Origin of the sequence: Pseudomonas sp. PNPG3 (assembly GCF_023093815.1) — a bacterium.
Classification (GTDB): domain Bacteria; phylum Pseudomonadota; class Gammaproteobacteria; order Pseudomonadales; family Pseudomonadaceae; genus Aquipseudomonas; species Aquipseudomonas asiatica.
On sequence record NZ_JALLKV010000067.1, the window covers coordinates 8,720 to 27,018 of the forward strand.

At 62.3% G+C, this 18,299-nt stretch carries 14 protein-coding genes and 4 tRNA genes; 10 read left to right on the forward strand and 8 right to left on the reverse strand.

Translation table 11 applies throughout. The features are described from left to right. Positions 1-21: 21 nt before the first annotated feature. On the forward strand, positions 22-870 hold the full coding sequence (gene map / locus MJ643_RS27070; protein ID WP_080676024.1) for a type I methionyl aminopeptidase: 849 nt from the start codon (positions 22-24) through the stop codon (positions 868-870). A gap of 207 nt (positions 871-1,077) precedes the next feature. Here the strand turns inward: map and MJ643_RS27075 are convergent. From MJ643_RS27075 to MJ643_RS27090, 4 genes are all read right to left on the reverse strand, one after another. Next, positions 1,078-1,154, reverse strand: a tRNA-Asp gene (locus MJ643_RS27075). 13 nt (positions 1,155-1,167) lie between these two features. Beyond that, positions 1,168-1,243, reverse strand: a tRNA-Val gene (locus MJ643_RS27080). Positions 1,244-1,413: 170 nt separating this feature from the next. Beyond that, a tRNA-Asp gene (locus MJ643_RS27085) sits at positions 1,414-1,490 on the reverse strand. Between the two features lie 13 nt (positions 1,491-1,503). Beyond that, positions 1,504-1,579 (reverse strand) — tRNA-Val (locus MJ643_RS27090). Positions 1,580-1,796: 217 nt separating this feature from the next. On the opposite strand from MJ643_RS27090, the gene rdgC reads away from it, so the two are divergent. The 3 genes from rdgC to sugE all read left to right on the forward strand — a co-directional run bounded on the left by rdgC (position 1,797) and on the right by sugE (position 4,446). After that, positions 1,797-2,717: a recombination-associated protein RdgC gene (rdgC, locus tag MJ643_RS27095; RefSeq protein WP_013971401.1), complete on the forward strand. Its 921-nt coding sequence runs from the start codon at positions 1,797-1,799 to the stop codon at positions 2,715-2,717. Between the two features lie 215 nt (positions 2,718-2,932). Next, entirely contained in the window at positions 2,933-3,898 is a 966-nt protein-coding gene (locus MJ643_RS27100) for a bile acid:sodium symporter family protein (protein WP_208209450.1), read from the forward strand. Positions 3,899-4,128: 230 nt separating this feature from the next. After that, the gene (gene sugE, locus MJ643_RS27105) at positions 4,129-4,446 is read left to right on the forward strand and encodes a quaternary ammonium compound efflux SMR transporter SugE (protein WP_013971399.1); all 318 of its coding nucleotides are present in this window, start codon (positions 4,129-4,131) and stop codon (positions 4,444-4,446) included. Positions 4,447-4,455: 9 nt separating this feature from the next. On the opposite strand, the gene MJ643_RS27110 is transcribed toward sugE, so the two are convergent. After that, a complete protein-coding gene (locus MJ643_RS27110) occupies positions 4,456-6,333 on the reverse strand; it encodes a 1-acyl-sn-glycerol-3-phosphate acyltransferase (RefSeq protein WP_208209451.1) in 1,878 nt (625 codons plus the stop codon). A gap of 260 nt (positions 6,334-6,593) precedes the next feature. On the opposite strand from MJ643_RS27110, the gene MJ643_RS27115 reads away from it, so the two are divergent. Next, positions 6,594-7,772, forward strand: coding sequence for an MFS transporter (locus MJ643_RS27115; protein ID WP_208209452.1), 1,179 nt, complete (start codon positions 6,594-6,596; stop codon positions 7,770-7,772). Positions 7,773-8,002: 230 nt separating this feature from the next. Beyond that, positions 8,003-11,479, forward strand: a complete 3,477-nt coding sequence (locus MJ643_RS27120) for a hybrid sensor histidine kinase/response regulator (protein WP_013971396.1) — start codon at positions 8,003-8,005, stop codon at positions 11,477-11,479. Here the strand turns inward: MJ643_RS27120 and rmuC are convergent. Further along, on the reverse strand, positions 11,451-12,824 hold the full coding sequence (gene rmuC, locus MJ643_RS27125; protein ID WP_162150112.1) for a DNA recombination protein RmuC: 1,374 nt from the start codon (positions 12,822-12,824) through the stop codon (positions 11,451-11,453). The two genes, MJ643_RS27120 and rmuC, sit on opposite strands and share 29 nt — an antisense overlap. 292 nt (positions 12,825-13,116) lie before the next feature. Further along, on the reverse strand, positions 13,117-13,536 hold the full coding sequence (locus tag MJ643_RS27130) for an SEL1-like repeat protein (protein WP_024086418.1): 420 nt from the start codon (positions 13,534-13,536) through the stop codon (positions 13,117-13,119). A gap of 952 nt (positions 13,537-14,488) precedes the next feature. Between MJ643_RS27130 and MJ643_RS27135 the strand changes: the two genes are divergently transcribed. The 3 genes from MJ643_RS27135 (at position 14,489) to MJ643_RS27145 (ending at position 16,873) form a co-directional block, all read left to right on the forward strand. After that, positions 14,489-14,713 carry a hypothetical protein gene (locus MJ643_RS27135; protein WP_003257337.1) on the forward strand — a complete coding sequence of 75 codons (225 nt, stop codon included), beginning with the start codon at positions 14,489-14,491 and terminating at the stop codon, positions 14,711-14,713. Positions 14,714-14,962: 249 nt separating this feature from the next. Next, positions 14,963-15,445, forward strand: coding sequence for a hypothetical protein (locus MJ643_RS27140; protein ID WP_003257336.1), 483 nt, complete (start codon positions 14,963-14,965; stop codon positions 15,443-15,445). Between the two features lie 147 nt (positions 15,446-15,592). After that, positions 15,593-16,873, forward strand: a complete 1,281-nt coding sequence (locus MJ643_RS27145; protein ID WP_013971392.1) for an outer membrane protein transport protein — start codon at positions 15,593-15,595, stop codon at positions 16,871-16,873. Between the two features lie 41 nt (positions 16,874-16,914). Here the strand turns inward: MJ643_RS27145 and MJ643_RS27150 are convergent, their stop codons facing one another. Continuing rightward, positions 16,915-17,844 (reverse strand): LysR family transcriptional regulator, encoded by a 930-nt coding sequence (locus MJ643_RS27150; protein ID WP_013971391.1) that lies wholly within the window; start codon positions 17,842-17,844, stop codon positions 16,915-16,917. A gap of 114 nt (positions 17,845-17,958) precedes the next feature. On the opposite strand from MJ643_RS27150, the gene MJ643_RS27155 reads away from it, so the two are divergent. Beyond that, positions 17,959-18,219 carry a DUF2798 domain-containing protein gene (locus tag MJ643_RS27155; RefSeq protein WP_013971390.1) on the forward strand — a complete coding sequence of 87 codons (261 nt, stop codon included), beginning with the start codon at positions 17,959-17,961 and terminating at the stop codon, positions 18,217-18,219. The last annotated feature ends 80 nt before the right edge of the window (positions 18,220-18,299 follow it).

Below are 18,299 nucleotides of genomic sequence, written 5' to 3' on the forward strand. Positions count from 1 at the left end.
GGGCCGGCACAGGAGTGCACCATGCGATGGCAACCCCGCACCCCATGGCGCTATGCTGGGGCACATTCCAGCATGAGCCACTGCCCTCCCCCCATGTCCCAGGTGATTATCAAGACCCCCGCCCAACTCGACCTGATGCGCCGCGCCGGCCAGCTGCTTGCCCAGGTGTTCGCCGACCTCGACAGCTTCATCCGCCCCGGCGTGACCACCATGCAGATCAACGACCGCGCCGAGGCGTTCATCGTCGGCACGCTCAAGGCCCGCCCGGCGAGCAAGGGCCAGTATGGTTTCCCCTATTCGCTCAACACCTCGGTGGACCATGTGGTGTGCCATGGCATGCCCAAGGTCGATGAAGTGCTGAAGGAAGGCTCGATCATCAACGTCGACATCACTCTGGAACAAGGCGGCTATATCGCCGACTCGTCAAAGATGTACAGCATCGGGCCGATCAGCGATGAGGCGCAGCGCCTGGTCGACACCACCTATGACGCGCTATGGAAAGGCATCGAACAGGTACGCCCCGGGGCTACGCTGGGTGATATTGGCCATGCCATCCAGACCCATGCCGAAGCGGCGGGCTACAGCGTCGTACGTGAGTATTGCGGGCATGGCATTGGCCAACAGATGCATGAAGGGCCCGAGGTGCTGCACATTGGCCAGCGCGGGATGGGCCTGAAGTTGAAGCCGGGGATGGTGTTTACCATCGAACCGATGATCAACCAGGGCGGACGCGGGACGCGCACGCTGAAGGACGGCTGGACAGTGATTACCCGCGACCACAGCTTGTCGGCGCAGTGGGAGCATACCGTGGCGGTGACCGAGGATGGGGTCGAGGTGCTGACCTTACGGGAAGAAGAGCGTCGCCGCTGAAATTGCTACAGATCCTCTGTGGGAGCGGGTTCACCCGCGAACACCGGCAACGCCGGTGCCATGCACCGTGTCGCATCCTTCGCGGGTAAACCCGCTCCCACAGGGGCCAGGCAGTGCCTGATGGTTTTTTGCAGAAACAAAAAAAGCGACCCTAAGGTCGCTTTCTCTGTTACTTCCGGGTGTTCAGTAGGCCCTGGAAGTGGAATATGGCGCAGCGGACGGGACTCGAACCCGCGACCCCCGGCGTGACAGGCCGGTATTCTAACCGACTGAACTACCGCTGCGCTAAACATCGAGTGGTGGGTGATGACGGGATCGAACCGCCGACCCTCTGCTTGTAAGGCAGATGCTCTCCCGGCTGAGCTAATCACCCATGTCTCTCGGTGTGGCGCGCATTCTACGGGCGACTTCGCGCTCTGGCAAGCACTTATCGAACTTTTTGCAAAATTCGCGAAAACACCAAATCGCAGGCACAAAAAAAGCGACCCTGAGGTCGCTTTCCTTGTTACTTCCGGGTGTTCAGTAGGCCCTGGAAGTGAAATATGGCGCAGCGGACGGGACTCGAACCCGCGACCCCCGGCGTGACAGGCCGGTATTCTAACCGACTGAACTACCGCTGCGCTAAACATCGAGTGGTGGGTGATGACGGGATCGAACCGCCGACCCTCTGCTTGTAAGGCAGATGCTCTCCCGGCTGAGCTAATCACCCTTCGTCTCGGTGTGGCGCGCATTCTACGGACGGCCCCGTACCCTGGCAAGCACTTTTTTAACTTTTTTCAAAAAAAACCTCAGGCCTTTCAAAGACCTAGCGTTGCCACGTGCATCTTTACATTCAGCTACAGCTACTGGCACTCCGACAGGGTTGGCCTGAGAGCACCGCTCGGAGAATAATGCCCGCCTTATGCATTAAGGAGAGATTGCCCCTCATGTGGTTCAAGAACCTGCTGACCTACCGTCTGACCCAGGAAGTCCCGTTCGAGCCTGAAGCGCTGGAAGCGGCCCTGGCCAGCAAGCCGGCCCGCCCCTGCGCCAGCCAGGAGCTGACCACCTATGGTTTCGTCGCGCCATTCGGCAAGGGCGAAGACGCTCCCCTGGTGCATGTCAGCGGCGAGTACCTGCTGATTGCCGCGCGCAAGGAAGAACGCATCCTGCCCAGCAGCGTGGTCAACGACGCGGTGAAGGAAAAGGTCGAAGAGATCGAGACCGAGCAGATGCGCAAGGTCTATAAAAAGGAACGCGACCAGATCAAGGACGAGATCATCCAGGCCTTCCTGCCGCGCGCGTTCATCCGCCGCTCGATGATCTTCGCCGCCATCGCCCCGCGCCTGGGCGTGATCCTGGTCAACTCGGCCAGCGCCAAGCGTGCCGAAGACCTGCTGTCGACCTTGCGTGAAGTGATGGGCTCGCTGCCGGTGCGCCCGGCCACCGTGAAAATCGCACCGGTTGCCACCATGACCGAGTGGGTCAAGTCGCAGGAAGCTGCCGAAGGCTTCTATGTGCTGGACGAGTGCGAACTGCGCGACACTGCCGAAGACGGCGGCATCGTGCGCTGCAAGCGCCAGGACCTGACCGGCGAGGAAATTCAGCTGCACCTGAGCACTGGCAAGGTGGTCACCCAGCTGGCCCTGGCCTGGCAGGACAAGCTGTCGTTCATTCTGGATGACAAGATGGTGATCAAGCGCCTGAAGTTCGAAGAGCTGCTGCAGGAGCAGGCCGAACAGGATGGTGGCGATGAGGCTGCGCAACAGTTCGATGCCAGCTTCCAACTGATGATGATGACCTTTGCCGAATTCCTGCCGGTGCTGTTCGAGGCGCTGGGTGGAGAAGAGATTCCGCAAGGGGTCTGACTGGTTTTGAAATGCCGGTGCTGGCCTTGAAGCGATTTTTGGCAGTGCCGGCCCTTTCGCGGCGGTTCGACGCCTCGATGAACCCGCTCCCACAGGAACCGCACAGGCTTCGAGTCTTGTGCAGTACCTGTGGGAGCGGGTTCATCGAGGCGTCGAACCGCCGCGAAAGGGCCAGTGAAATCAAAAACGCTATAAACAGAAAAGGAATTGCCCCCATGCGTGCCCTCGCCACCCTAAGCCGCTTCGTCGGCAATACCTTCGCCCTGTGGGTGCTGGTGTTCGCCGTACTGGCCTTCCTGCAACCGCAATGGTTCATCGCCCTGAAGGTGGCCATCGTGCCGCTGCTGGGCCTGGTGATGTTCGGCATGGGCCTCACCCTCAGGCTCGATGACTTCGCCGCCCTCGCCCGCCAGCCCTGGCGGGTGATGCTGGGGGTGGTCGCGCACTTCGTGATCATGCCGGGCATGGCCTCGCTGCTGTGCCAGCTGTTCCACCTGCCGCCGGAAATCGCCGTGGGCGTGATCCTGGTTGGCTGCTGCCCGAGCGGCACGGCGTCGAACGTGATGGTCTGGCTGTCCCGTGGCGACCTGGCGCTGGCGGTGGCCATCGCTGCGGTCACCACCCTGCTCGCCCCGCTGCTGACCCCGGCGCTGATCTGGTTCCTGGCCTCGGCCTGGCTGCCGGTGTCCTTCATGGACATGTTCTGGTCGATCCTGCAGCTGGTGATGCTGCCGATCGTGCTCGGCGTACTGGCCCAGCGGCTGCTTGGCGCGCGGGTGCAGGCGGCGGTGCAGGTACTGCCGCTGGTGTCGGTGGTGAGTATCGTGATGATCGTGTGCGCGGTGGTGGCGGCCAGCCAGGCGAAGATCGCCGAGTCAGGGCTGCTGATCATGGCGGTGGTGATATTGCACAACAGCTTCGGCTACTTGCTGGGGTACCTGACCGGCAGGCTGTGCAAGCTGCCGCTGGCACAGCGCAAGTCGCTGGCGCTGGAGGTGGGCATGCAGAACTCCGGGCTGGGCGCGGCACTGGCGGCGGCGCATTTTTCGCCGCTGGCTGCGGTGCCGAGTGCGTTGTTCAGCGTTTGGCACAATATTTCCGGGGCGCTGCTGTCTACCTGGTTCCGGCGCATGGGGGAACCTGTGGCAGAAGCCGAAGGTGGGGAGCCGGCCAGGCATTGATGTTGCCTGCACTGGCCCCTTCGCGGGTAAACCCGCTCCCACAGGTACTGCACAGGTCTGAAAATTGTGGAGAACCCTGTAGGAGCGGGTTTACCCGCGAAGAGGCCCGCGCAGGCTTGCCCAGAGCGCTGCATATGTGCACCATGGCACCCACTGTGAGGACGACCTCACGACGCACCGCGTGACCATTCCGGGGACGGCCCCATCATTCACAACGATGGAGACGCACCATGTCCTGGATCATCCTGTTCTTCGCCGGCCTGTTCGAGGTCGGCTGGGCCGTCGGCCTGAAATACACCGACGGCTTCAGCAAGCCACTGCCCACCATCCTCACTGTCGCCGCCATGGCCATCAGCCTGGGTCTGCTGGGCCTGGCCATGAAAGAGCTGCCGCTGGGCACCGCCTATGCCATCTGGACCGGCGTCGGCGCCGTCGGCACGGTGATCGCCGGCATCATCCTGTTCGGCGAGTCCATGGCCCTGGTACGCCTGGTCAGCGTGGCGCTGATCATTACCGGCCTGGTCGGCCTGAAAGTCAGCGCCAGCTGACGCCCTTCCCTAGCGCAGGTTGCCGCGCAGGCGGCTGACCTGCTCACGCAAGGCTTCTGGCTGCGCCGCCTCCACCGGGATGGCGGCGCCTGCCACGATGGTCACCCGCGACCACAGGCGCTTGAAAAAGCCCTTGGCCGGGTCACGGCTGAAGAAGCTGCCCCACAGCCCCTGCAAGGCCAACGGAATGACCGGCACCGGGGTTTCTTCGAGGATGCGGTTGACGCCGCCCTTGAACACGTCGATTTCGCCATCCCCGGTCAGCTTGCCTTCAGGGAAGATGCATACCAACTCGCCATCGGCCAGGTACTCGGCAATGCGCGCGAAAGCACGTTCGTAGATGGCCAGGTCTTCGTTGCGCCCGGCAATCGGGATGGCGCCTGCGGTGCGGAACACGAAGTTGAGTACCGGCAGGTTGTAGATCTTATAGTACATGACGAAGCGTATCGGCCGGCGAATCGCCCCTCCCAGCAGCAGCGCATCGACGAACGACACGTGGTTGCAAACCAGCAGCGCCGCGCCTTCGTCGGGGATGCGCTCGAGGTCGCGGTGCTGCACGCGGTACATCGAATGGCTGAGCAGCCAGATCAGGAAGCGCATGGTGAACTCGGGCACGATCCTGAAGATATAGGCGTTGACCGCGATATTGAGCAGCGACACCACCAGGAACAGTTGCGGGATGGTCAGCTTGGCCAGGCCCAGCAGGATGATGGTGAGCACTGCCGACACCACCATGAACAGGGCATTGAGGATGTTGTTGGCCGCGATCACCCGGGCGCGCTGGTCTTCGGCGGTGCGGGCCTGGATTAGTGCATACAGCGGTACGATATAGAAGCCGCCGAACACCCCAAGGCCGACGATAGACAGCAGGATCCACCAGGCCTGGCCCATGCCCAACAGCGCCAGCCAGTCGTGCGGTGCCGCCGCAGCCGGCACATCGCCGGAGTGCCACCACCAAAGCAGGCCGAACAGGCTCAGCCCGAACGAGCCGAACGGCACCAGGCCGATTTCCACCTTGCGCCCGCTGAGCCGCTCGCACAGCAGCGAACCCAAGGCAATCCCCACCGAGAACAGGGTCAGCACCAGTGTCACCACCGTGCCGTCACCGTGCAGCCAGTCCTTGGCGTAGGCCGGGATCTGCGTGAGGTAGATGGCACCGACGAACCAGAACCACGAGTTGCCGACGATCGAGCGCGACACCGCCGGCGGCTGCCCCAGGCCCATGCGCAGGATCGCCCACGACTGCCTGAAGATGTTCCAGTCCAGCAGCATTTGCGGTGAAGCGGCAGCGGCCCGCGGGATCCAGCGGCTGGCCAGGTAACCGAGCACGGCAGTGCCGACCACGCCACCAGCCACCACGGTGGCATAGCTGTCGGCCGACATCATCACCCCGGCGCCGATGGTGCCGGCGAGGATGGCCAGGAAGGTACCGGTTTCCACCAGCCCGTTGCCGCCGACCAGCTCTTCCTCGCGCAGGGCCTGCGGCAGGATCGAGTACTTCACCGGGCCGAACAGCGCCGAGTGGGTTCCCATGCCGAACAGCGCCACCAGCATCAGCGCCAGGTGGTTGGTGATGAAACCGAGCGCGCCTATCGCCATGATCGCGATCTCGGCCAGCTTGATGGCCCGGATCAGCGCATCCTTGGCGAACTTCTCGCCAAACTGCCCGCCCAGCGCAGAGAACAGGAAGAACGGCAGGATGAACAGCAGGGCGCACAGGTTGACCCAGATGGAACGGTCGCCGTCGCCCAGGCTGAGCTTGAACAGGATCGCCAGGATCAGCGACTGCTTGAACAGGTTGTCGTTGAAGGCACCCAGCGACTGGGTGATGAAAAACGGCAGGAAACGCCGCTTGCCGAGCAAGGTGAATTGCGAGGAGTGACTCATCGTCCTTGGTCCTGAGGGCTTTTCAATTGGAGGCGCGCAGGGCGCGACAAGCCACAAATCTGCATGGGAAATGCACTGACTGGCAAGCGCTCAAGGATTTTGGAGGGCTGTACCGGCCCTTTCGCGGGCACGCCCGCTCCCACAGGGATATCACATGCCTTGAGGGCATGTGATAGCGGGTGTGGCCGCGAAAGGCCTGCGCAGCAGGCCTCTGTTGGCATATGCTGGCCCCCGGCAAAACAGAACAACAAGGATGTGTAATGCTCGCCGCCATAAAACGCTACCCGCACAGTGTGCGCCTGCTGCTCGGCACCACCTTCACCCTCACCGTCGCCCGTGCCCTTACCCTGCCCTACCTGGTGGTGTACCTGGCTGACAACTTCCAGCTGCCGATCAGCCAGATCGGCCTGCTGATCGGTGGTGCGCTGATCATCGCCTCGCTGCTGAGCCTGTATGGCGGCCACCTTGTGGATACCTTGCGCAACCACACCCTGGTCAGCGCCAGCACCCTGCTGTTTGCCCTGGCTTTCGTCGGCGCGGTCGCCAGCAACTCGGCGCTGCTGTTCTTTATCTGCCTGGTACTGATCAACCTGGCCCTGGCAGTGGTCGACATCGCTGCCAAGGCGGGCTTCTGCGCCTTGCTGCCGGTGGAGGAACGGGCCGAAGTATTCGCCATCAAGTACACCCTCAGCAACGTCGGCTACGCCGCCGGCCCGCTGCTGGGCGTGGCCATGCTGGAACTGAACGACCACATGCCGTTCATTGCCTCCGCCCTGCTCGGCCTGGGTATGTGCCTGGCCTACTGGCGCCTGGGGGACCGCGACCTGCAGGCCAGTGCGCCGGACAAGCCCGGGGTCGGCTTTGGCCAGGTGGCGCTGGGTCTGGCCCGTGACCGACGGCTGGTATGCTTCACCCTGGGCGGGGTACTGAGCGCGGTAGTATTCGGCCAGTTCACTGCCTACCTGTCGCAGTACCTGGTGATAACCAGCAGCCCGGCCGAGGCGGCGCGCCTGATCGGTTACCTGGTGACCACCAACGCGGTGACGGTGATTGCCCTGCAGTACCTGATCGGCCGCCGCATCAGCCGCCAGCGCCTGATGCCCTGGCTGCTGGCCGGCATGGGCCTGTTCATCGCCGGGCTGCTGGGCTTTGCCCTGGCCGGTTCGGCGCTGGCGTGGTGCCTGGCGATGCTGGTGTTCACCCTGGGCGAGATCATCGTGATCCCGGCCGAGTACATGTTCATCGACCTGATCGCGCCGGAGCACTTGCGTGGGGTGTATTACGGCGCGCAGAACCTGTCCAACCTCGGTGCGGCGCTGGGGCCGGTGATGGTGGGGTTTGCCCTGGTACATAAGTGGCCGGGGGCGATCTTCTACCTGCTGGTGTTGTCGGTGATACTGGCGGGGTTGTTTTATTGGCTGGGTACCCGCAAAGGATGATGTCTGCTCTGCTGGCCTCTTCGCGGGTGAACCCGCTCCCACAGGACAGCGCCGCTTTCGAAGCCTGTGCAGTAGCTGTGGGAGCGGGTTCACCCGCGAAAGGGCCGGCACAGGTTAAAGAGAACCCTGCGACCACCTGCCACTGCGACCATCGTCTGCGCTGACGAAGCGGCACCTGCGTGCCAGACTGATTGATCGGGACCGCGTTATCTTTTTGCTTCGGAGTCTTCATGTCGTTGTCCAGCGGGCTGATCGCCGTGGTCGCCCTGGCCTATATGGCCATCATGTTCGCCATCGCCTTCTACGGCGACCGCCGCAGCACGCCGTTGCCGCCGAAGCTGCGTGCCTGGGTGTACAGCCTGTCGCTGGCCGTTTACTGCACCAGCTGGACCTTCTTCGGCGCGGTCGGCCAGGCCGCCGAACAGCTCTGGGCATTCCTGCCGATTTACCTGGGCCCGGTGCTGCTGCTGATCTTCGCGCCCTGGGTGCTGCAGAAGATGGTGCTGATCAGCAAGCAACAGAACATCACCTCGATCGCCGACTTCATCGCCGCGCGCTATGGCAAGTCGCAGTCCCTGGCGGTGGTCGTGGCGCTCATCTGCCTGGTAGGCGTGCTGCCGTACATCGCCTTGCAACTCAAGGGCATCGTGCTGGGCGTGAACCTGCTGATCGGCGCCAACGCCGACGCCACCGGCACCCGCGTACAGGACACCGCACTGGTTGTTTCGCTGGTGCTGGCGCTGTTCGCCATCGTCTTCGGTACCCGCAGCCTGGACGTGACCGAACACCACCGTGGCATGGTCCTGGCGATTGCCTTCGAATCACTGATCAAGCTGCTGGCCTTCCTCGCCGTGGGCATCTTCGTCGTCTTCAACCTGTATGACGGCTTCGACGACCTGTTCAGCCAGGCCCGCCAGTCGATCCACCTTCAGGACTATTGGCAGGAGACCATCAATTGGCCGTCGATGGTGGTGCAGACCGCCGTGGCGATGATGGCGATCATCTGCCTGCCACGGCAATTCCACGTTACCGTGGTGGAGAACATCGAACCCCAGGACATGCGCCTGGCGCGCTGGGTATTCCCGATGTACCTGGCGCTCGCCGCATTGTTCGTGGTGCCGATCGCCCTGGCCGGGCAGATGCTGCTGCCGGGCACGGTGATCTCCGATTCGTTCGTCATCAGCCTTCCTCTGGCCGAGGCACACCCGAGCCTGGCCCTGCTGGCATTCATCGGTGGTGCATCGGCGGCCACGGGCATGGTCATCGTCGAGGCCGTGGCGCTGTCGACCATGGTCTCCAACGACATGCTGCTGCCCTGGCTGCTGCGCCGTACCAACGCCGAGCGGCCGTTCGAGGCATTCCGCCACTGGATGCTCTCGGTACGCCGGGTGACCATCGTGGTGATCCTGCTGCTGGCGTATGTCAGCTACCGCCTGCTGGGTTCCACCGCCAGCCTGGCGACCATCGGCCAGATCGCCTTTGCCGCCGTAACCCAGCTGACCCCGGCCATGCTCGGTGCGCTGTACTGGAAGCAGGCCAACCGCCGCGGCGTGTTCGCCGGCCTGGCTGCAGGTATCTTCCTTTGGTTCTACACCCTCGTCCTGCCGATCGCGGCGCACAGCCTGGGATGGTCGCTGCAGCTGTTTCCGGGGTTGGCGTGGCTGCACGGCAATCCGCTAAACCTGCCGATCAGCCCGCTGACCCAAGGCGTGGTGCTGTCGCTGGCGGGTAACTTCACGCTGTTCGCCTGGGTTTCCGTGCTTTCGCGCACGCGAGTTTCCGAGCATTGGCAGGCCGGCCGCTTCATCGGCCAGCAGACTAGCGCCAGGCCCAGCAGCAAGCCGCTGCTGGCGGTGCAGATCGACGACCTGCTGACCCTGGCCTCGCGCTTCGTTGGTGAAGAACGCGCCCGGCAGAGCTTCATCCGCTTCGCCTACCGCCAGGGCAAGGGCTTCAACCCCAACCAGAACGCCGACGGCGACTGGATCGAACATACCGAACGCCTGCTGGCCGGCGTACTCGGCACGTCGTCGACCCGCGCCGTGGTCAAGGCCGCCATCGAAGGCCGCGACATGCAGCTGGAAGACGTGGTGCGTATCGCCGACGAAGCCAGCGAGGTGCTGCAGTTCAACCGCGCCCTGCTGCAAGGGGCCATCGAGAACATCAACCAGGGCATCAGCGTGGTCGACCAGAACCTGCACCTGGTGGCCTGGAACCGCCGTTACCTGGAACTGTTCAACTACCCCGACGGGCTGATCAGCGTGGGCCGGCCGATCGCCGACATCATCCGCTACAACGCCGAGCGTGGCCTGTGCGGCCCGGGCGAGGCGCAGGTGCACGTGGCGCGGCGCCTGCACTGGATGCGTCAGGGCCGTGCGCACTCCTCCGAGCGCTTGTTCCCCAATGGCCGGGTGATCGAGCTGATCGGCAACCCGATGCCGGGCGGCGGTTTCGTCATGAGCTTCACCGACATCACCCCGTTCCGTGAGGCCGAGCAGGCCCTGCGCGATGCCAACGAACGCCTGGAGCAACGGGTGGCGGAACGCACCCAGGAGCTGTCGCAACTTAACCAGGCGTTGTCCGAAGCCAAGAGCCGTGCCGAAGCGGTGAGCCAGTCCAAGACCCGTTTCCTGGCTGCGGTCAGCCATGACCTGATGCAGCCGCTGAACGCGGCCCGGCTGTTCTCCGCCGCCTTGTCGCAACAGGCCGAGGGCATGAATGAAGAGGCCCGGCAGCTGGTGCAGCACATGGACAGTTCGCTGCGCTCGGCCGAAGAGCTGATCAGCGACCTGCTGGACATCTCACGCCTTGAAAACGGCAAGATTACCCCGGATGCCAAACCCTTTGCCCTCAACGAGCTGTTCGACACCCTGGGTGCCGAATTCAAGGTGCTGGCCGCCGAGAAGGGCCTGAAATTCCGCCTGCGCGGCAGCCGCCTGCGGGTGGACAGTGACATGAAGCTGCTGCGCCGGGTGCTGCAGAACTTCCTGACCAACGCCCTGCGCTACGGCAAGAGCCCGATCCTGCTGGGCGCACGGCGCCAGGGTGAACAGTTGTGGCTTGAAGTGTGGGACCGCGGCCCCGGCATCGCCGACGACAAGCTGCAGGTGATCTTCCAGGAGTTCAAGCGCCTGGACAGCCACCAGACCCGCGCCGAGAAGGGCCTGGGCCTGGGCCTGGCGATCGCCGACGGCCTGTGCCGGGTGCTGGGGCACAAGCTGGAAGTGCGCTCGTGGCCGGGCAAGGGCACGGTGTTCCGCGTCAGCGTACCAATTGCCCACCAGGCCGCACCGGCGCCCGCCGCCCCGGTGGAACAGGGCGGCCAGCCACTGGCCGGGCTGCAGGTACTGTGCGTGGATAACGAAGACAGCATCCTGATCGGCATGAACAGCCTGCTCAGCCGCTGGGGTTGCCAGGTGTGGACCGCGCGCAACCGCGCCGAATGCGAAGCTCTGCTGGCCAAGGGCATGCGCCCGCACCTGGCGCTGGTGGACTACCACCTGGACGACGGCGAAACTGGTACCGGGCTGATGGGCTGGCTACGCGCGCGCCTTGGCGAGCCGGTGCCGGGCGTGGTGATCAGCGCTGACGGCAGCAAGGAAACCATCGCCATGGTGCATGCCTCTGGCCTGGACTACCTGGCCAAGCCGGTCAAGCCGGCGGCCCTGCGTGCCATGCTCAATCGCCATCTGAGCCTGGTTCAGTAAGCGCTTCGTCCGGCAACGCCTCATCGGACAGCGCCCGCTCCAGCAGGTCGGCCGGCAGGCTCTTGCTGGCGCGGGCGCCCAGCAGCTTCAGCTGTTCGCTGCGGCTGACCAGGTTGCCGCGCCCTTCGCATAGCTTGTTACGCGCGGCAGCATAGGCCTTGTCCACCTGCTGCAGGCGGCTGCCCAACTCGTCCAGGTCCTGGATGAACAGCACGAACTTGTCGTACAGCCAGCCGGCACGTTCGGCAATCTCGCGGGCGTTCTGGCCCTGGCGTTCCTGCTTCCACAGGCTGTCGATCACCCGCAAGGTGGCCAGCAATGTGGTCGGGCTGACGATCACGATCTGCCGGTCGAAGGCTTCCTGGAACAGGTTAGGCTCGGCCTGCAGGGCTGCCGAGAAGGCGGCCTCGATCGGTACGAACAGCAGCACGAAATCCAGGCTGTGCAGGCCTTCGAGGCGGTTGTAGTCCTTGCTCGACAGGCCTTTGACGTGGCTGCGCAGCGACTGCACATGCTGCTTGAGCGCAGCCTCGTCGTTGCCGGCGACGAACTGCTGGTAGGCGGTGAGGCTGACCTTGGCATCCACCACTACCTGCTTGTCGCCGGGCAGCATGATCAGAACGTCAGGCTGGAAGCGCTCGCCATCGGCGCTCTTCAAGCTGACTTGGGTCTGGTATTCGCGGCCCTTTTCCAGGCCGGCATGCTCCAATACCCGTTCGAGGATCAGCTCACCCCAGTTGCCCTGGGTTTTCTGGCCCTTCAGCGCCTGGGTCAGGTTGGTGGCTTCGTCGGACAGGCGCAGGTTGAGTTGCTGCAGGCGCTCCAGCTCCTTGCCCAGCGAGAAGCGCTCGCGGGCTTCCTGCTGGTAGCTCTCTTCCACGCGTTTTTCGAAAGCCTGGATGCGCTCCTTGAGCGGGTCGAGCAACTGGCCGAGATGCTGCTGGCTGGTCTGGGCGAAGCGCTGCTCGCGCTCGTCGAAGATCTTGGTAGCCATGTCAGCGAACTGGGCGCGCAGGGTGTCGCGGGCTTCCTGCAGGTCTTCCAGGCGCTGCTGGTGGCTTTCCTGCTGCTCGCGCAGTTCGGCGTCCAGGCGTGCGGTCTGGGCCTCCAGGCGACGCAGTTCGGCTTCGCGGTTGGCACGTTCGAGGTTCCAGGCGTGAGCGGCATCACGGGCATTGTCACGGTCGATCTGCAGCAGTTCCAGCTCACGGCCCTGGGCGGCCAGCTGGGTCTGCTTGACGGTGTTGGCTTCGCTGAGATCGCTTATTTCATCGCGGCTGGCGTCCAGTTGCGCCTGCATGCCGGCCAGAGCCAGCTGGGCAGCATTGAGGCGCTCTTCGAGCAAAGCCTGCTCGCCTTGCCGCGTGCCCTGGCGACGCTGCACCTGCATGACCCAACCCAGGCAAGGTAATGCACCTGCCACCAAGCCCAGCAGAATGCTGGCCAGATCCACTGTCATGCTTACCCCGAATGATCCTGGATGAATGCATCGCAGCTTATCAGCCTGAGCGGTGTGTTGCCTGTTCAGGCCTCTTCGCGGGTAAACCCGCTCCTACAGGGATTGCACAGTATCCGAGGTATAGCTATTCCTGTGGGAGCGGGTTTACCCGCGAAAAGGCCAGTGCTGGCAACACACCTCAGGCATGGAACCACTGCCGCAAAAGCCGCCGCGCTTCCTGCGACCCCTGCCCCGCCGCCAGCTCCAGCCAGTACCGCGCCTGCTCCGGCTCGTTGTGCTGGCACAGCCGCGCATACTCCAGTTGCGCGCGCCGATCACCGGCGCGGGCCGCCTGGCGCAGCAGTTCATGGCCAATACGCCGGTCACGGGCGTTGCCGCAATCACGGCACAACATCTGTCCCAGGCGGCTTTGCGCCACTACCACACCCTGACGCGCCGGCTGTTTCAACAGGCGCCCGGCCAAGTGCTTGACCTGCGGCTTGTCACCCAGGCGCGGGTTGTCGAGCAGCCACAAGGCCACTTTGAGGGAGAAACGTTTGGGGGGAGGCGCAGGCGTCGATGCAGCAGGGCTGGCGAGGTGTTTACCGCGAAACTTCATGAGCAACAGGATTGGCAACTCGAAAGGCGCGCCACTCTACCCTTTTTTTTGCGACATGGCCTTCCGATTTCTGCAGGATTGAAAAAATTTTCAATGATCTTTTCTTGACGTTTTCAAGTGGATGACCAACTGGCCTTCTGAAGCATGTCGATTGTCGGACAGTTCACTGTATTGCTGGCACGCCCGTCCTAGAGCAAGCGCCAGGGACAATCCACAGTTCCTGTGGATAACTCGGTGGACAACCCCCTGGCATCCCCCGCAAACCCCTATGAATTGGGGCTTTCGCTCAAACTGACGATTTTTTCACCAGCTAAAAATAGTGTTTTTTTTCATTGACTTAACCGGCCAGTCAAGGCATTAGCGAGGCTGTCATGGCATGCTGCAAGGCAGTTGCAAGCGCTGCTTCAAATGTGAACAAGTGCACCAAAAACCTTCAATTGAATGCACGAAATCGGTACATCAGCCCGGATACGGGCCTTTTGCAGCCCCTTCCCATCAGGGAAAATACGCGCCATACTGCGCGGCTAACCTGTACTTGCACGAAGTCCTTGCCAAGCACCTGTATTTTCGTTAAGGTGCGCATCGTTAGTACCAAGCTGAAAGTCAATTCTGGCCTCAAGCGTCCTTGCAGACACACTCCTCCCAAGGGTGGCGCTGCTGAAACCAGGACCGGCCCATTCGATGATTCACTCGCTAGCCCAGCGCTGTTCAAGCACGAATCACGTGACAGATTGATCAGGATCCCACCCCGACGGCCTAGAACCTTGGCCCCGGCGTGCTGCCTGCCCTCTGAAGTACCTACCAGTCAGCCCACGCGCCCACCTTTGATTGCGCTCCCTCTGGCTGCCCTGTTCCAGTCAGGTTCGTTCGTCCCTTAATAAAGGCGTCACTGGAACGTTTCTATCATGCACGGATCATAACCCCCGTGTTTAAAGCAGGAACCTCCAACAATATGCAAACTCATCATCAGATTCAGGCTGCCATTGGCACCCTCTCCCAGGCCTTCTCGCCGTTGAAGTGCCTTATCGTTGCCCCTCGCAAAGGCAGCTTCAGCTTCACCCTGGTAGACGAACACGGCGTCGCCTGCCACACCGAGCGCCTGTACCCCGAACAGTACAGCCGCAGTGAACCGCTGCAGGCGGTCATCGCCCGAACCCGCCAGTCGCTCACCGCGTGAGCGGCGAATGCTGCGGTATTCAAGCGCTGAATCATGCCATCGCAAGCCTGCCTGAACGTTCGTGGCGTAATTGCCTTAAGGTATATAGCCAAGTACGTCAGGCAGCAATCGATTTAAAAACAGCCCTTTACACCACGATTATCACACTACACTTCAACTCGAGCGGTGCTTGCCGCTTCCGGCGGGCCTGATCACTCACCAGCTGCCAAGCTCCAGCGCCCGTCCGGCCCTTAATTGCTCGAGGGCATCATGGGTATCGCGGCGAATGAATTGTGTCAGTATGTGATCCGACCCACCCTGGTCTACCTGAACCGTCACTGCGCCAGCGCCGAAGCCTTGTTGCTTGGCATCGCCGCCAGCCAGTCGGCCCTGGGGTCGGCCTTGCACGACCGTCGTGGGCACGGTCTGTACCGTATCGGCGAACACCGTCACCAGGCTATCTGGGACGACTATCTTGCCCGTGACCCCGACCTGGCCAGCCTGGTCCGCGGCCTGGCCAGCCAGCACGCCTTCCTCGGCGGCCCGCACCTGGAACTCACCGTCAACCTGCGTTATTCAACCGCGATTGCCTGGATGCTCATCGAAGAGCAGGCCACGCCACTGCCTGCCGCCGATGACCTCCTTGCGCTTGCGCGAATCTGGCGACAGATTTTCAACCCTCAAGGTCGCCTGCGCGACTTCACACACGCCTGGCATACCTGCATAGATCAGAGATTGCCGCAGGCATCTTAAGACGCGTCCTACAACGTGCCCGGAAAAAAGGGAATTTTGGTCGGATTGTCCTACAAAACCGCTCTATCTCCTGCGATTGAGGCTATAGCGCGGCGCGTGATTTGTTGGTAGCTTTTCGCCCCGGAGATCCCAAGGAGTTTTCTAATAATGAAAAAAGTAATGCTCAAAGCCTCCCTCGGCGTAGCCGTTGCACTTGCTTCCAGCCAACTGCTCGCCGCAGGTTTCGCGCTGAACGAACAAAGCATCAGCGGCATGGGAACCGGGTTTGCGGGACGTTCGTCTTCTGCCGAAGATGCCAGCACGGTGTATGGCAACCCTGCGGGCATGTCTCGCCTCAAGCGCGAACAGGTCACCGTGGGTGGCGCGGCTGTCATTGCCAAAACTGATATTTCGGGTCGTGGTAGCAATTTCGGGGGGGAAACCGATGGCGACATGGTCCCGGTCGTGGGTGTACCCATGGGCTATTACGTCAAACCGATCGATGATCACTGGAGCGTCGGTTTCGGCGTTTACGTGCCATACGGCCTGATCACGGACTACGGCAGCGACGACGCGGCACGCTACTGGGGCAAGAAGAGCAAGGTCGAGGTCGTCACCTTCCAGCCAACCATCAGCTATGCCTTCAACGACAAGGTGTCGATCGGTTTCGGTCCGACCATCAACCGTATCAAGGGTGAACTGGGCTCGAATCTGTCCAGCAAGGCGCTGCTGGGCCCGAACGGGCCGGATGGCGAAATCAAGATCAAGGGCGACGACACCGCGATCGGTTACAACATTGGCGTCCTCGTACAAGCTACAGACCGTACCCGCCTGGGCCTGACCTATCACTCGATGGTCGACTACAAGCTTGAAGGCGACACGCGAGTGTCGTACCCGATTGCAGCCCTCGGTCTGAACGGCAAATTCGACGCCAGCCTGAAAATAAAGACGCCAGAATCGGTGGACTTCTCGATCACCCATGAACTGGATGACCAGTGGACACTCTATGCGGGTAGCACCTGGACTCGCTGGAGCCGCCTGGAGAGCATCGTTGTCAAGAACGAAGCACCGGCGGGCTACCCACTGCAGACCATCACCGAAGAGCAAAACTGGCATGACACCTGGGCACACGCCATTGGTGCTGCCTACAAGGTGAACAAGGAGTGGACCCTGCGTGCAGGCTTCTCCGTCGACCAGTCGCCCACCAACAACCATGATCGCTCGCCGCGCATTCCTACCGGCGACCGCAAGGCTGTCAGCTTTGGTGCCGGTTGGAGCCCGAACGACGACATGACCATCGATGTTGCCTACTCGTATCTGTGGGAAGAGGATACCAAGGTGAACAATGTGTCCGGCTCGCCGACACAACAGGCGCTGAAAGGCACCTATCAGGCCAAGTATGAGAACAGTGCTCACGGTATTGGTGCATCCCTTACCTACCGCTTCTGATTCATACGCGTGACATGAAAACCGCCCTCGTGGCGGTTTTTTTACACCTTCACCTGCCAGTCATCGCCCAGGCATTCGCGCAGGTAGTCCATGAACACCTGTACTTTTGCGGTCATGGCAAAGCGGTCGGCCAGGCACAGATAGATATCCATCGGTTCGGTCTGGGCATAGGCCTGGCCGCTATCGCTGTATTCGAACAACGGCACCAGCGCCCCGTTATCCAGATGCGGCCTTACGATGAACTCGGCAAGGCGGGTGATGCCGCCATCGTGCAGCGCCATCTGGGTCAGGGCATCGATGTCGTCGCTGATCAGGACACTACCGAACTCTGCCTCGAACCGCAGCCCGTCGCGCATGAACCCCCAACGCAGGAAGCGTCCATCCACCGGGTAGCGGAACACCAGGCAGCGGTGCTCACGCAAGGCCTCGGGCGTGGCCGGCACGCCGGCGCTTTGCAGGTAACCGGGCGAGGCACAGCAAATGAACGGTATACGGGCGATATGCCGGGCCAGCAACTGGTCTTCGAGTTGCGGGGCAATGCGCAGGCTCACGTCCACATCCTCCCGCGCGTGGTTGACCCGGCGATCAGTCGTTACCAACTCTATCGAAAGCAGTGGGTAGCGGGCGCTGAACGCGGGTATCAATGGCGCCAGCACGTGGCGACCGAAGGCGGACGTCGAGGCAATGCACAGCCGCCCTTGGGGCTCACTGTCGGGGGTGGTGACGGCCTGCTCGGCCAAGGCCAGGTCGCGCTCGATGTGCCTGACGCGTTCGTAATACTGGGTGCCGGCGGGTGTCAGCGCCATACTGCGGGTGGTGCGGCTGAGCAGGCGAACCTGCAAGTGGCCTTCCAGGCGTGCCAGGTTCTGGCTAACCGCGGCCGGGCTCAGGCCCAGGTTGCGGGCACCGGCGGCGATGCTGCCGGCTTCGACCACCTTGATGAAACTGCGAATGGCGTTGAGCAGGTCCATGCTGAGCCCTTGGATTCGTAAGAATCTCTTTATAAAGAACTCAATGCGGCTGGTCTACAGCTGCTGCCGGGTGCGTTGCTAACCTGCGCCTCTACTTACTTTTCAGGAGTTCGCATGAGCAACCTGTCCCAGGCACGCGGCCGACGCAAATTGCACCCGGGCGCCACGCCCTACGTTTTTGCCTTCTACATGTCGTCGATCATGGCGCTATTGATGTGTTTCGTGATCACGGCAGCGAATGGGGGGGTCAACCCTGAATACCTTGGCAACGTGCTGAAGGCTTACCAGTTGGCGATGCCTGTGGCGTTCGTCTGTGTATTGATGGTCAGGCCGGTGGTTGTGCGGTTGGTGGCGATTACTGTGCATGCAAAGTGAAGTAACCCCAAAGCCCAGGCAAGCCCCCTGCTCTTGCTCTTGCTCTTGCTCTTGCTCTTGCTCTTGCTCTTGATCTTGAT

Bases quoted from the DNA above. Each gene is read 5' to 3' on its own strand.
- map (WP_080676024.1), top strand. From the start codon at position 22: ATGCGATGGCAACCCCGCACCCCATGGCGCTATGCTGGGGCACATTCC.
- rdgC (WP_013971401.1), top strand. From the start codon at position 1,797: ATGTGGTTCAAGAACCTGCTGACCTACCGTCTGACCCAGGAAGTCCCG.
- MJ643_RS27100 (WP_208209450.1), top strand. From the start codon at position 2,933: ATGCGTGCCCTCGCCACCCTAAGCCGCTTCGTCGGCAATACCTTCGCC.
- sugE (WP_013971399.1), top strand. From the start codon at position 4,129: ATGTCCTGGATCATCCTGTTCTTCGCCGGCCTGTTCGAGGTCGGCTGG.
- MJ643_RS27110 (WP_208209451.1), bottom strand. From the start codon at position 6,333: ATGAGTCACTCCTCGCAATTCACCTTGCTCGGCAAGCGGCGTTTCCTG.
- MJ643_RS27115 (WP_208209452.1), top strand. From the start codon at position 6,594: ATGCTCGCCGCCATAAAACGCTACCCGCACAGTGTGCGCCTGCTGCTC.
- MJ643_RS27120 (WP_013971396.1), top strand. From the start codon at position 8,003: ATGTCGTTGTCCAGCGGGCTGATCGCCGTGGTCGCCCTGGCCTATATG.
- MJ643_RS27130 (WP_024086418.1), bottom strand. From the start codon at position 13,536: ATGAAGTTTCGCGGTAAACACCTCGCCAGCCCTGCTGCATCGACGCCT.
- MJ643_RS27135 (WP_003257337.1), top strand. From the start codon at position 14,489: ATGCAAACTCATCATCAGATTCAGGCTGCCATTGGCACCCTCTCCCAG.
- MJ643_RS27140 (WP_003257336.1), top strand. From the start codon at position 14,963: ATGGGTATCGCGGCGAATGAATTGTGTCAGTATGTGATCCGACCCACC.
- MJ643_RS27145 (WP_013971392.1), top strand. From the start codon at position 15,593: ATGAAAAAAGTAATGCTCAAAGCCTCCCTCGGCGTAGCCGTTGCACTT.
- MJ643_RS27150 (WP_013971391.1), bottom strand. From the start codon at position 17,844: ATGGACCTGCTCAACGCCATTCGCAGTTTCATCAAGGTGGTCGAAGCC.
- MJ643_RS27155 (WP_013971390.1), top strand. From the start codon at position 17,959: ATGAGCAACCTGTCCCAGGCACGCGGCCGACGCAAATTGCACCCGGGC.